Source organism: Halarcobacter bivalviorum (genome assembly GCF_003346815.1).
Lineage (GTDB): Bacteria > Campylobacterota > Campylobacteria > Campylobacterales > Arcobacteraceae > Halarcobacter > Halarcobacter bivalviorum.
This window is the reverse complement of the sequence record NZ_CP031217.1, coordinates 272533-286503: the sequence shown is the minus strand read 5'-3', so window position 1 is coordinate 286503 and position 13971 is coordinate 272533. Positions and strand designations below refer to the sequence as shown.

The following is a 13971-nucleotide window of genomic DNA, read 5'->3' as shown; positions in this document are numbered from 1 at the left end:
ATAACAAATTTAACACTGATGGCAAAATAGGAAAACCTACAAAAAAACAAAACAGGTATAAAAAATGACAAACGAAAAATATCTTAAAGATCTTGATGGTGTAGATGGTGTTAAATATTATGATGTGAAAGCTGCAGTAGAAGATATTACTGCTGGTTCATTTGAAAAATTAAACTATACATCAAGAGTATTAGCTGAAAACTTAATTAGAAAATGTCCTAGTGAAGACTTAAAAGATTCACTTATTCAATTAATTGAAAAAAGAACTGATAAAGATTTCCCTTGGTATCCATCAAGAGTTATCTGTCACGATATTCTTGGGCTTACTGCATTTGTTGACCTAGCAGGTCTTAGAGAAGCAGTTGCAAAAGAAGGTGGTGATCCTCAAAAAGTTAATCCAGTTGTTCCAACACAATTAATCGTTGACCACTCTTTAGCAGTTGAGTGTGGTGGATTTGATCCAGATGCATTCCAAAAAAATAGAGATATCGAAGATAGAAGAAATGCAGATAGATTCCACTTTATTAACTGGACTAAAGAAGCATTCAATAATGTAGATGTTATTCCTCCAGGTAATGGTATTATGCACCAAATCAACCTTGAAAAAATGTCTCCAGTTGTTCACTTAAATGAAGGAATTGCAAGTCCAGATACTTTAGTAGGAACTGACTCTCATACTCCTCATGTAGATGCACTTGGTGTAATCGCTGTTGGTGTTGGTGGATTAGAAGCTGAAAATGTAATGCTTGGAAACCCTTCTTATATGAGAGTTCCTGAAATTATTGGTGTTGAAATTGTAGGAACAAGAGCTCCTGGAATTACTGCAACTGATATTGCATTATCTATGACTTCTTTCTTAAGAGAAAACAATGTAATCTCTGCATACTTAGAGTTCTTTGGTTCTGGTATTAAATACCTTAACTTAGGTGATAGAGCTACTATTGCAAACATGACTCCTGAATATGGAGCAAGTGCTGGTATGTTTGCTATTGATGAGCAAACAATCTCTTATTTAAGAGTAACTGGTAGAGAAGAAAAACAAGTTAAATTAGTAGAAGCTTACGCTAAAGCAAATGGTTTATGGGCAGATCAATTTGAAAATGCTACATATGCTAGAACAATTCAATTTGACTTATCTAAAGTTACAAGATCATTAGCTGGTCCATCTAAACCACACAAATTAGTTCCAACTTCTACTTTAAAAGCAGAAGGTATTGTAAAAGAGTGGACTCAGGAAGGTGATTTAATTCCAGATGGTGGTATCTTAATTGCTGCTATTACTTCTTGTACAAATACTTCAAACCCAAGAAACGTTATTGCTGCTGGTTTATTAGCTAAAAAAGCAAATGAACTTGGATTAGAAAGAAAGCCATGGGTTAAATCTTCATTAGCACCAGGTTCAAAAGTTATTGAAGTTTATTTAAAAGAAGCTGGTTTATTACCTGAAATGGAAAAACTAGGATTCGGTGTAGTTGGTTTTGCATGTACTACTTGTAATGGTATGTCTGGTGCATTAGATCCAAAAATCCAACAAGAAGTAATTGATAGAGATATCTATTCAACTGCTGTACTTTCTGGAAACAGAAACTTTGATGGAAGAATCCACCCATATGTAAAAGAAGCATTCTTAGCATCTCCTGCACTTGTTGTTGCATATGCATTAGCAGGTACTGTAAGATTTGACATTGAAAATGATGTATTAGGTAAAGATAAAGATGGTAACGATATTAAGTTAGCTGATTTATGGCCATCTGATGAAGAGATTGATGCAATTGAAAAAGAGTATGTTAGACCAGAAATGTATAATGCTATTTATGATCCAATGTTTGCTAGAAATGCCTTAAGTGATGTTAAAGCTGAGCCATTCTACAGATGGAATCCAAACTCTACTTATATTCAAAGACCTCCATATTGGGAAGCTGAATATATGAGTATGCCAGCATTAAAAGGTATGAGACCATTAGGTGTATTCCCTGATAATATCACTACTGACCACTTATCTCCATCAAATGCAATTTTACCAGATTCTGCTTCTGGGGAATATTGTTTAAAAATGGGATTACCAGTAGAAGATTTAAACTCTTATGCAACACATAGAGGGGATCATAATACAGCTTCAAGAGCTACTTTAGCAAATCCAAAACTATTTAATGAAATGGTTAAAGATGAAAATGGAAATGTTAAACAAGGTTCATTAACTAAGATTATGCCAGAAGGTAAAGAGTCTAGAATGTGGGAAGCTATTGAAGAGTATAACAATAGAAAACAACCACTTATTATCATCGCTGGTACTAACTATGGTCAAGGTTCATCAAGAGACTGGGCTGCAAAAGGTGTTAGACTTGCAGGTGTTGAAGTTCTTATTGCTGAGTCAATTGAAAGAATTCACAGAACTAACCTAGTTGGTATGGGTGTATTACCATTACAATTTAAAGATGGTGAGACAAGATTTACATATAATATTGATGGGTCTGAGACTTTTGATATTGAAGGTGAAATCACTCCAAGATGTGACTTAACTGTTGTTATGACAAGAGCAAATGGTGAAGTTGTTAAATTCGAAGTTCTTTGTAGATTAGATACTTCTGCTGAAGTTGAAGTTTACAAAAATGGTGGTATTTTACAAAAATTCGCTAAAGATGTTGTTGCAGAAGGTTAATAATATCATATGATAATCAAAGAGCTTTTGCTCTTTGACTTATCTTTTTTTAGTGTGAATAATGTTCATATTTAAAAAAGATAATATACTAATTTACAAGGGAAACAAAAATGGCTTATCAACCACAATTTAAAGTAAAAGCTACATATATGAGAGGTGGAACTTCAAAAGGGACATTCTTTAATATTGCAAATTTACCAAAAGAAGCTTTAGAAGATACAAGAAAAAGAGATAAATTACTTCAAAGAATCGTAGGAAGTCCTGATGTTTATAAAAAACAAATGGATGGAATGGGAGGAGCTTCTTCTTCTACTTCAAAAGCTATTTTAGTAGGAAAATCTGATGTTCCAGGACATGATGTAGATTATTACTTCTGTCAAGTTGCTATTGATAAAGATTTTGTTGATATGAGTGGAAACTGTGGAAACTTATCTTCTGCTGTAGGTCCATTTGCTATTCATGAAGGATTAGTAGATAATGTACCTGAAAATGGTGTTTGTTGTGTAAGAATTTGGCAAGCAAATATCAAAAAAACTATTCTATGTTATGTAACTATGGAAGATGGAATGGTTAAAGAAATGGGTGATTATGAAATTGATGGAGTTGCATTCCCAGCAGAAGAAATCAAATTAGAATTTGTTGAGCCAGTTGACCCATCAGAAGAGTTATTCCCTACTGGAAACTTAGTAGATGATTTAGAAGTTCCTGGTGTTGGTACATTTAAAGCTACAATGATTACAGCTGGTATTCCTACTGTATTTGTAAATGCAGATGAAATTGGATACAAAGGAACTGAACTTCAAGGTGATATTAACTCTGACACTGAAGCTTTAGAGAGATTTGAAAAAATTAGAATTGCTGGTGCTTTAAAAATGGGTGTTATGAAAAGTGCGGAAGATGCATTAACTCAACAACATACTCCAAAGATTGCTTTTGTTTCTCCTGCACAAGATTTTATTACTTCTTCAGGAAAAGAAGTAAAAGCTTCAGAGATGGATTTACATGTTAGAGCTTTATCTATGCAACAACTACACCATGCTATGATGGGAACTGCTTCAGTTGCTATTGGTGTTGCTGCTTGTATTCCGGGAACACTTGTAAATTTAGCAGCTGGTGGAGGAGAAAAAGAGTCTGTAACTTTTGGTCACCCATCAGGAGCTATTAAAGTTGGAGCATCGTTATCACAGAAAGATGGAAAATATACAGTAGAAAAAGCTAGTATGAGTAGAAGTGCAAGAATCATTATGGATGGTAATGTATTTGTACCTGCTGGAACAATGGACGTTTAATTAAAAATATATCCAAAAGGACTAGACATAAAGTTTAGTCCTTTTTTATTGATTAAAATCAACAACTAACTTTCTCTTTTATGTAATACTTCCTAAAAAATTTTAGGATAGATTATGCAATTTTCTACTTCACCAAATGCTCCAATTATTGAAAAATCTTGGAAAGAGAGATTTTGTTCACAACCTCATCAAATGTTTTTTGTAAGTGCAATTTTTTTCTCTATTGTAGTCATGTTTTTAACACTTTTTTCTCTTTTAGGAAAAACAAATTTAAATTTTAGCACACTTCATGGTTTTGGATTAAATTATGCTGTTTTTACAAATGCCTTTCTAGGTTTTTTAATTACAGTTATCCCTAAATATAATGCTTCAGCTGTAATAACAAAAGAGCAATATGTTAAACCTTGGATTATTTTTCAAGTTTCAATGTTAATTACTATATTAATAAATCCTATTGTAGGAAAAGTTTTAGTAGCAGCTATCATGCTATATTTTGCAAAAATATTTTATGAAACTATAAAAAATGGAAAAGCTATTATAAAAGAAGATAGTATCTATTTAAACTCTATTTTTATAATAGGAGCTATTTTACTTTTAGTTGAAGTTATCTTTCAAGTAAACCTATCACTTCTTATTTTCTTTATATATCTAGTAAATATGGTATATTTTGTTGCTTTAAGAATGATTCCTGGTTTTTATTTTTCATATACAAAAATAAACCCTTGGCAAAGACCTAGTTTTATAAAACCTCTATCTTTTTTTCTACTTTCAATAGTGGGTATTGCTATACAGTTTGAGTTAGAAGCATTATTGGTTTTTAGTTCTTTTTTCTCTTTTTTATTTTTCTCTTTTGTCTTTATAAAACTTAATATGTTTAAAAAAACAAGTGCAATTTTACAAATCCTTGTTATTGGTTTTGCTTGGTTTCCTTTAGGTTTTCTAGCTCTATCTTTAGAGGCATTTTTTGAAGTTTCACTTTTAAAATTAGGACTTCATGTTTTTGCTTTAGGTTTTATTACAACTTTATTAATTGGTTTTGGTAGTAGAGTTAGTTTAGGTCATGCAATTCCTGCACAACCAATAGTAGCAGATGAATTAACAAAGTGGCTTTTTGTATTAACTCAAATCTTAGTAATATCAAGAATCAGTGCTTCTTTATTTGCTTTAGGAGACTCTTTATTTTTTATCTCTCTTTTACATTTAAGTGCAACTATCTGGATTTTTCTATTTCTAGTATGGACATTTAAATATGGGAAATATCTTCTAAGAATATAATACCTATTTAACATTAATAGGTATTACTATTGTAAACTCTTCTCCTTTATATTTTACATCTTCATATTCATACTCTATTGTCTCATTATATAGTTGACCTTTAAAATGTTTTTTTATAATTTCAGAAGACATATAAAGCCCTAGTCCTGTTCCTTGAGATTTATGTTTTGTTGTAAAATATGGTTCATAAATTTTCTCTTTTATATTTTTTCTTATTCCACCTGCATTATCAGAAATTTTAATAATTGCTTTTTCTTCTTCAATATAATTTTTCATAAAAATATATTTTTTATCTTCTGAAGAGAGTCTTGATTGAATTGCATCTTTTGCATTATTTATAATATTAATTACTACTTGCATTAACTCAAATTTATAACCTATTATCTCTATTGGTTCTAACTTTGTTATTAAGTTAATTCCATATGATTTATATGAAGTTTCAAAAATTTCTATATTCTCTTTTATAATATCTTCAATATTAAATTTTTCAAGTTCTTTATTTGGATTAAAAAAGTTTCTAAATTTATCAATAATTGTAGATAGATATTGAACAGTATCTACTATCTTATTTAGGTCTTTTATTGTCTCTTCTTTTTTATCAATCTTAAGTTCTATTTGCATAATTTGACTAGAAGAGATAGTACTAATTACATTTAAAGGCTGTCTCCATTGATGTGCAATATTTCCAATCATTTCTCCCATTGAAGCTAATTTACTTTGTTGATAAATCATCTGTTCTTTTTTTTGATTATCTTTTTGTAATTTAATTACTTCATCAATATCAGTATGAAAGCCTGTCATTCTAATAGGCTTTCCTTCTATATCAAAAAATACCTTTCCTCTAATTCTAAGCCACTTATATGAACCATTTTTAGATTTAAATCTATAGTTATCTTCATAAAAACTTGTTTCCCCTTTAAGATGATTACTTAATTTCCTTAATGTCTTTTTATAATCACTTTTATGAACACTTCTTTTCCAAAAATTTTTAATATCTATAATCTCATCTTGTGAGTTATAACCTAACATCTCCAAATATCTTCTTGAATAATAAGCATTTCCAGTTACTAAATCTAAATCCCATAACCCATCTTGTACACCTTCAATAGCTCTTGCATATTGTTCTTTTACTTCTCTTAACTCATCAATAATTGATTTTAAGTTAATAGCAAAGTTATCAAACTCTAAAATATTACTTTGTTCATAAAGTACCAGTTTATTATCTTTTGCTTCTTTTGCAAAATTTAAAAGTTTTGAAAATGGCTCAATAAAATATCTATTTGTAAATACATATAAAAAAGAGAAAGATACAACTACAAATAAAAATAGAATAACACCTGCTTTTATAAAATCATTTTTAAGTAAAGAGATAGTGGAGTTATTTGTAATAAAAATTACATTAATAAAATCCTTATTATCTAATTCAACCCTTTTATTAAAATATAATATATTCTCTTTTTTTACTATTTCTTTATTTCTTATTGAGTTAAAATCTATTAAAGCATCTTTTGCTGTAGTTGCAATTAAGTCATCCTTATAATAGATATAAACTTCTACTAAAGAAGCATTAATTTTAATACTATTTACTAAAGAGAAGTTATCATTAAGTATCTTTCCTGCATAAAGTCTAGCACTAACTCTTCCTGTCTTTTCATCAATAATCCTTTTAGAGCTAAGTAGAATTAGGAATTTTTCATCTTTATGAGTAATTACTAAAAAACTATTACCTATATTGAGATTTTCTTTACTAATTAAACTTATTATTGCTTGTGTATCAAAAAGAGAATTACTATAATCAATTAGCTGATTATCTTTTTCAAGATATAATAAATCTACTTGATCTGTTGAAGTTGAATCATCAATTAAATCCTCTATAGATTTATCTTTTTCTTCCATATTAGCTAATAACTTACTTATTTTAAAAGTAATTTCATCTAAATTATCTTTTTCATTATCAACAATTATTTTTGTAAGATTAACCGTTTGATTAAAATATTGTCTTAAATTGTAATCCAATACTTTTTCTGTAGAAAAATATGCCCAAATTGAGATTCCAAAAGAAAGAACTATTAGAAATATAATTATTGAAAAACTATTAATAATTGTAAGAGAAAACTTTTTTCTAATCATCTTTTGTATACCTAAAAGCTCTATTTTTTAGTTTTTCTAATTCTACTTGCTCAATTCCTTTTTCAACTATTGCAAATTCACCTGAATAAATTGTTGGAACTTTATAAGCTTGATTTGTAATATCAAGTTTTATTGCTTCAGCCATTGCAACACCACTATCATCACTCATTCTCATTACGGTAATATCTAAAAGGTTGTTTTCTATTGCAGTAAGTTCATTACTTCCCCCACCCCAACCATTTACTTTAATTTGTCCTAATAAGTTTTTCTCTTTTAAAGCTTCAATTACACCAAAAGCTATATCTGTAGAACAAGCATAAATAAACTTTAGATTACTATCTCTACTTAATAAATCTAAAGTCGCAAGTTTTGCTTTTTCTTTATTAACATCTGTATAATATTCATGGGTAAGCTTTAATTTTGAATTCTCATTTAAATACTCTACAAATCTTGTTCCTCTCATATAACTCACATAACCTTTTGAGCCATAAAGTACAGCGTAGTTTCCTTCACCTTTTGTCTCTTTTATATAGTAGTCAGCTAAAAGTTTAGTTCCTTTGTAGTGATCAAAACCAATATAAATAAAAGGTTGTCTATTTTGCCACTCTTTAAGAGGTGTAGTGATATTTTGTAGAATTAGTTTTGTCTTTTTTTTACTTACTATTCTTTCTACAAATTTTTTGTGTTTTTTTGCATCTAGAGTAAAGATTAAATAATCTGGATTCTCTTTTAAAGCTTTCATTAAATGTTTTGATTGTTCTTTTATTTCAACAGCAGGTTTTGTAAAAAAATCAATTAATTCATAATCAATTTTAAGCTCTTTTAGTCTTTTTTCAAAAGAGATTTTATTTTTTCTCCAATAATCTGAAATTTGGTTTGCTGGATAAACAAGTACTATTTTTATCTTTTTATTTTTCTTTTTTAATGCTTGGGCATCTTGTTTTATAATTTTATTAAATTCATTGTATTTATCTTCTTGGTTAGTGGTTTTCAAAAATTCTCTTACTTGAAAATACTCTTCATCGACGGCATACAAGTTAAGTGAAAAGAGAAATAGCAAGGTAAATGTTAGTAAATATTTCATAGTATGCCTTTAAAAAAGAAATATTATAACAAAATAGTAAAAATTAGTAAATAAATGATTATTACTTTAAGTCAGTAAAGTAGCTTTTAACTACTTTACTAATCTTGAGATTTCTTTAAATACAGGGTGCTTTGCATTTATTGTTAATTCAAATAATAAAGATTCATATGTTGTAGGAATTACTCCTGCTTGAATTAATCTTTGAATTGCTATTTCTTTATCTTTTTGTTTTCTTGAATTAACACAATCTGTTACTAAAACAACTTTAAAACCCTCTTCTAACAAATCTAAAGCTGTTTGTAAAACACAAACATGAGTTTCAATTCCAGCTAAAATAACTGTATCTCTACCACTTTTCTTTATTGCATTTAATCCATCATCATTTCCACAACAAGAAAATGTTGTTTTTTCAAAATGAGGATAATCTTTTGTAAGTTCATGAATACTAGGAATTGTTTCCCCTATTCCTTTTTTATATTGTTCATTTACAATAACTGGAATCTCGTGAAGTATTAATCCTTTGATTAATATTTGTAAATTTTTTTCTAACTCTTCATTATCTGAAATATGAGGGAAAAGTTTTTCTTGAATATCTACTTGTACAAAAATTGATTTTTCTGCTTTTATCTTCATATTAACTCCTTAAATTAATAATTTATAATACAAAAACATATAAGAAAAAGCTAGTAAATATTACTATTTTAGTTAGGATTTTTATAAATTAAGAGTGAAATGAGCAAAAAGGGCATAAAGCCCTTAAAAATGCTATTCAAATGCTACTTTTTCAGCACGAGCAAGTAGCTCTTTTGCACCTTGGTCAATAAAAGTTTGTGCTAATGTTTTACCAATATTTTTATAATCATTGATATCAGCAATTAAATCTTCTTGAATATATTCACTCCCATCTGGCATACCAACAATTGCTCTTACTTCAACAGAGTTTTCATCAATAATTGTAGCTTTTACTCCAATTGGAACTTGACAACCACCCTCTAAAGTTCTAACAAAATCTCTTTCAATAGTTGATTCTATTTCTGCATTTTTATCATGAATAACAGATAATAACTCTACTAACTCTGGATTATCTAAAGTTTCAATACCTAAAGTAGCTTGTCCCATTGAAGGAATCATATCACTTGTAGGAATTGGGTTAAAATGTTTAACTTCATCTTCAATTTGAAGTTTTTGAACACCAGTTGCTGCAAGGATGATTGCATCATACTCACCTGCTTTTAATTTTGCAATTCTTGTATTAATATTTCCTCTTAAATCTTTTAAAACAATATCAGGTCTTAATAATTTAATTTCAAGTCTTCTTCTTAAACTAGTTGTTCCAACAACTGCACCTTGTGGTAATTCTTGAATAGTTGAATATTTTTCACTTAAAAGAGCATCTCTTGGATCAAATCTTTTTGAAAGTGCTGCTAATACAAATCCATCTTCAAACTCAACTGGAACATCTTTTAAAGAGTGAACTGCTATATCCGCTTCTTTATTTAAAAGTGCAATTTCTAACTCTTTTGTAAAAAGACCTTTCCCTCCAATCTTTGCTAAAGGAACATCTAAAATTTTATCAGCTTTTGTAGCAAATGATTTTAATTCAATCTCTAAATCTGGATAGTGTTCATTTAATTGTGCTTTAATATATTCACTTTGCCATAAGGCTAAATTACTACTTCTTGTTGCTATAACTAATTTTTTCATTCTATTTTCCTAACATTTCATATTTTAATTTTGATTTATCTTGTTCACCATTTATAAAAATAGTAGGTGTTCCTTGCACAAGTACATCTTCTCCCATTTTTACATCTTCAAAAATCTCTTCTCCAACTCTTTTACTATTTATATCTTTTTTAGTATAAGAAGTTTTAAACTCTTTATTAAATGCTTTTATAATTACATCAGCATCATTTTCTTTAGAAGAAAATTTCTCATCCCAATAAACAGAATAGACTTTTTCTTCAATATTTGCTATTCCATCTTCTTTAGCTTTAGCCATTAATCTAACTAATGGTGCTGCTGCTGGATGAATAGATAAAAGAGGAAAATGATAATAGTAAAGAGCTATTTTATCTTCATATTTTTTAACATGATTGATTACATCTGGAACATAATCCATACAAAATGGACATAATGGATCAGAGAAAATCACAATTTTATCTTTTGCATTATGATTTCCAGCTATTAATCTTTTTTTATCATAATATTTATCTGTTAACTTTGGAGTCATTACATCTTTTAGTGATGTACCACTTGTTAAATCATATAGCTCTGAAGTTACAACTTCTCCATTTGTAAAAACAACATCTTTAGCATTTACTTTATTACCCGCCATTGTTGCTTCAATATCAACTATAAAACCATACCAACCTTTTTGAGACAACTCTTTTTTCATAAAAACTGATAACTTATTAAGTTCAACTCTTGGATTTTGAGAAAATCGTTTCTTCTCAAACTCTAATACTTTATTTTCTAAATTATCTGCATTTAAAAAAACTGCCACTAAAAAAATAGGAAGTAAACTTTTTAAAATCATATTTTTCCTTTCATCAATTTCTTGTCTTCACTGTAATTTTTTTTACATGAAGTAACTCTTTTGCTTTATCAAGCATTGGTGAGTTTAATATCTCATTTAACTCTAATTCTCTTTGTGAAGGTGCTGGATTTGATACTTTTTGCATATCAGCAACACATCCTGAACCAACCTCAATATCTTCAATCATTGAGCCACTTTCAGAAGAGTTATCCTCATTTTGACTTAAAGTCTGTTCTTCTGTTTTAGGCTCCTCTTGTGGAGGGATCTTCCTTTGTAAATTCAATTTCTGTATCTTGACCAAAAATATCATAAATGAAAATCTTAATAACTCCATAATGCTTTAATAAGAATTTTCTTTCATCCCCTTGAGCATAAGAGCTTATTTGAAGTTTATTATTTTCAAAAGATTTATAGATAAAGTTTCTTTCAAATAATTCGCCTAGTTCAACATCTCTTTCATAAACTTTATTGATTAAAGTTTCATAAACATCTTTATTAGGGTCATAAACTTCACTTACAATTTCTTCTTGAAAAGATTCTGTTTGCTCTTCATTTTGTTCTATTGTTTCTTCTACTTTTTGCGCTTTCACATTTGAAGAAACCTCACTTTGTTCTTCACTCTTAGGTAAACTTTCTATAGAAGTAAAAGGCGTTGACTCTTCTACTTGTGTAGGATTTATCTCTTGCTCAAAAGAAGGCTCTTCTACTTTTTGTTCTTCTTGTTTTAAAACTACTTCTTCATCAAAAGGTGTTGCAAAAGCATCAAAGGGTGTAGCAAAATTATCTTCTTGAATTTCAGTTTCTACCTTAGGTTCTTTTAGTTCTTGAATAGGTTTATTTAAAGTATTTTCAGAAACTACTTCTTTTGGTTTTTCTTCAAAACTCTCTATAGGTGCAACTGTTGGGATAGCATCAAGAGTATCTAAAGAGATACTATTTTGTTTATGCATATTTTCATGGTATTGTTCATTTAACTTAACGGGTTTATCATCATAAGCGTGATTTAAATCATTGTTAGCATGTTCAACTACTTTCTCTACAGAGATTGCCTCTTTAATTACAGGTTTAACTTCTACTTCTTCAACTTGATTAATAATATCATCAATCGTTTTTAGATTTGTGGCTTCAATCATTTTTGAAAGAGTTAAAATTAAAACAAATGTTCCATCAGAGTTTAAAGATAATAAATGTTTTGCATCACTTAAAATTCTAAAAAATCTATCAAAAAGAAGTAAGTCAAATTTAGCATCTTTTGCTAACATTTTTTGTCTTAGATAGATTGTCATTTCATCACAAACTTGAGAAATTTCATAGTTTTCTAACTCTTTTACAAGTTGAGTAATATCTGCTTTTTTTAAGATTATTTCAAAAAGTTTATCCATTAATTCTGGCTCAATAAGTCCTAACATATCAACTACAGAAGATACTGTAATTTTACCTTTTGAAAAAATAATTGCTTGGTCTAAAAGTGTTAATGTATCCCTTAAACTACCTTGCCCACTTCTTGTAACAATATCAAGGGCTGGTGTTTCAAAATCAATATTCTCTTCATTTAAAATATGAGATAAGTGATGCATTACATCTGAATTTGCTATTTTATTAAATCTAAAATGTTGAGTACGACTTAAAATAGTTGCAGGAAGTTTTAGTGGATCAGTAGTTGCAAGTATAAATTTTACAAAACCAGGAGGTTCTTCTAAAGTTTTAAGTAAAGCATTAAAAGCTTGTGTAGTAAGCATATGAACTTCATCGATAATAAATACTTTAAATCTAGCACTACTTGGTTTATATTTTGTATGTTCAATTAAATCTTTAATATCATCAATACCTCTATTTGAAGCAGCATCCATCTCTATCACATCTAAATGTCTATTTGCATTAGAACTTAAACAGTTTTCACAAACTTCACAAGGTTTTGAAGTAGGACCATTTGAACAAAGAAGTGCTTTTGCCATAATTCTTGCTGTTGATGTTTTTCCACTTCCTCTAAGTCCTGAAAAAAGGTAAGCATGAGATAATCTATTAGAATCTAATGCTAAAGAAAGAGTTTGAGAAATTGTTGTTTGTCCAACTAAATCTTCAAATCTTTTTGGTCTATATTTTAAAGCTAAAACTTTTTTCTCTTGTTTCTCATTACTCATTTTCATTCCTTACCACTATTTTTCCACCATCTTCCCAAGTTTCTAATATCATATTAATCATCTCTTTTTTTATTTCACCAGTATAAAAAACATTTATTTTTAACTCACCATCACAAGTAAAACCATTTGAAGAAGATAGAGATTCTAATCTTCTTGCAATAGCAGAACCTGTCTCAATAAGTTTTATATTTGCTCCCATAATCTCTTTTATGAGTTCTGAAACCAAAGGATAGTGAGTACAACCTAAAACAATTGTATCTACACTTTTTTCTTTCATAGGATCTAACCAATCTTTTAGCATATTATGAGTATCAACATCAGATACTTTTCCATTTTCAATTTGCTCTACAAGACCTCTACAAGCTTGGTCATGTACTATTACTTCATGTTCTAAAGCTAGGTCTTTTAATAGTTGTTGATATTTCTCTCCACTTAAAGTTGCAGGGGTTGCTAAAACTCCAATATTTTTTGTTTGAGTTGCTTGCATCGCTGGTTTAACACCAGGTTCTGTTCCAATAACCATAAGATGAGGAAACTCTTCTCTTAAATATTTGATTGCTGCAGAAGTTGCTGTATTACAAGCAACAATTAAAGCATCAATTTGATGTTTACTTATTAAATAATTAGTAATATCTAAACTATGTTTTAATATCTGTTCTTTTGTTTTTTCCCCATAAGGTGCAAACAAAGTGTCAGCTATATAAAAAACTTCAACACCTTTTAAAGAGTTAGCAAGAGCTTGAACTACAGTTAAGCCTCCTAGCCCTGAATCAAAAACACCAACTTTCAAATAAAACCTTTATTAAAATTGTAAGATTATATCTAAAAACTTATAACTAAATAGTTAAATAATCTAC

The 13971-nt window shown here is 28.9% G+C and carries 11 protein-coding genes; 3 read left to right on the top strand and 8 right to left on the bottom strand.

The annotated features are described in order from the left end of the window. The first annotated feature begins 64 nt into the window (after positions 1 to 64). From acnD to ABIV_RS01465, 3 genes are all read left to right on the top strand, one after another. Positions 65 to 2659 (top strand): Fe/S-dependent 2-methylisocitrate dehydratase AcnD, encoded by a 2595-nt coding sequence (gene acnD / locus ABIV_RS01475; protein ID WP_114838208.1) that lies wholly within the window; start codon positions 65 to 67, stop codon positions 2657 to 2659. Between the two features lie 110 nt (positions 2660 to 2769). After that, positions 2770 to 3948, top strand: a complete 1179-nt coding sequence (gene prpF, locus ABIV_RS01470; RefSeq protein ID WP_114838207.1) for a 2-methylaconitate cis-trans isomerase PrpF — start codon at positions 2770 to 2772, stop codon at positions 3946 to 3948. Between the two features lie 114 nt (positions 3949 to 4062). Continuing rightward, a complete protein-coding gene (locus tag ABIV_RS01465; protein WP_114838206.1) occupies positions 4063 to 5223 on the top strand; it encodes an NnrS family protein in 1161 nt (386 codons plus the stop codon). Between the two features lie 3 nt (positions 5224 to 5226). Here the strand turns inward: ABIV_RS01465 and ABIV_RS01460 are convergent, their stop codons facing one another. From ABIV_RS01460 to murI, 8 genes are all read right to left on the bottom strand, one after another. Continuing rightward, entirely contained in the window at positions 5227 to 7353 is a 2127-nt protein-coding gene (locus tag ABIV_RS01460) for a PAS domain-containing protein (protein ID WP_114838205.1), read from the bottom strand. After that, complete coding sequence (locus tag ABIV_RS01455; protein WP_114838204.1) at positions 7346 to 8437, bottom strand: substrate-binding domain-containing protein; 1092 nt, start codon at positions 8435 to 8437, stop codon at positions 7346 to 7348. Before ABIV_RS01455 ends, ABIV_RS01460 begins: the two co-directional genes overlap by 8 nt. 90 nt (positions 8438 to 8527) lie before the next feature. Further along, the gene (locus ABIV_RS01450) at positions 8528 to 9070 is read right to left on the bottom strand and encodes a hydrolase (RefSeq protein WP_114838203.1); all 543 of its coding nucleotides are present in this window, start codon (positions 9068 to 9070) and stop codon (positions 8528 to 8530) included. Between the two features lie 132 nt (positions 9071 to 9202). Beyond that, positions 9203 to 10141, bottom strand: a complete 939-nt coding sequence (gene hemC / locus ABIV_RS01445; RefSeq protein WP_114838202.1) for a hydroxymethylbilane synthase — start codon at positions 10139 to 10141, stop codon at positions 9203 to 9205. A gap of 1 nt (position 10142) precedes the next feature. After that, positions 10143 to 10973 carry a DsbA family protein gene (locus ABIV_RS01440; protein ID WP_114838201.1) on the bottom strand — a complete coding sequence of 277 codons (831 nt, stop codon included), beginning with the start codon at positions 10971 to 10973 and terminating at the stop codon, positions 10143 to 10145. 13 nt (positions 10974 to 10986) lie between these two features. After that, entirely contained in the window at positions 10987 to 11256 is a 270-nt protein-coding gene (locus ABIV_RS01435; protein ID WP_114838200.1) for a hypothetical protein, read from the bottom strand. Beyond that, positions 11216 to 13114, bottom strand: coding sequence for a DNA polymerase III subunit gamma/tau (locus ABIV_RS01430; protein WP_114838199.1), 1899 nt, complete (start codon positions 13112 to 13114; stop codon positions 11216 to 11218). Before ABIV_RS01430 ends, ABIV_RS01435 begins: the two co-directional genes overlap by 41 nt. Beyond that, a complete protein-coding gene (murI, locus tag ABIV_RS01425; protein WP_114838198.1) occupies positions 13107 to 13904 on the bottom strand; it encodes a glutamate racemase in 798 nt (265 codons plus the stop codon). The genes ABIV_RS01430 and murI overlap by 8 nt, the downstream gene beginning before the upstream one ends. Positions 13905 to 13971: the final 67 nt, after the last annotated feature.

Bases quoted from the DNA above. Each gene is read 5' to 3' on its own strand.
- acnD (WP_114838208.1), top strand. From the start codon at position 65: ATGACAAACGAAAAATATCTTAAAGATCTTGATGGTGTAGATGGTGTT.
- prpF (WP_114838207.1), top strand. From the start codon at position 2,770: ATGGCTTATCAACCACAATTTAAAGTAAAAGCTACATATATGAGAGGT.
- ABIV_RS01465 (WP_114838206.1), top strand. From the start codon at position 4,063: ATGCAATTTTCTACTTCACCAAATGCTCCAATTATTGAAAAATCTTGG.
- ABIV_RS01460 (WP_114838205.1), bottom strand. From the start codon at position 7,353: ATGATTAGAAAAAAGTTTTCTCTTACAATTATTAATAGTTTTTCAATA.
- ABIV_RS01455 (WP_114838204.1), bottom strand. From the start codon at position 8,437: ATGAAATATTTACTAACATTTACCTTGCTATTTCTCTTTTCACTTAAC.
- ABIV_RS01450 (WP_114838203.1), bottom strand. From the start codon at position 9,070: ATGAAGATAAAAGCAGAAAAATCAATTTTTGTACAAGTAGATATTCAA.
- hemC (WP_114838202.1), bottom strand. From the start codon at position 10,141: ATGAAAAAATTAGTTATAGCAACAAGAAGTAGTAATTTAGCCTTATGG.
- ABIV_RS01440 (WP_114838201.1), bottom strand. From the start codon at position 10,973: ATGATTTTAAAAAGTTTACTTCCTATTTTTTTAGTGGCAGTTTTTTTA.
- ABIV_RS01430 (WP_114838199.1), bottom strand. From the start codon at position 13,114: ATGAGTAATGAGAAACAAGAGAAAAAAGTTTTAGCTTTAAAATATAGA.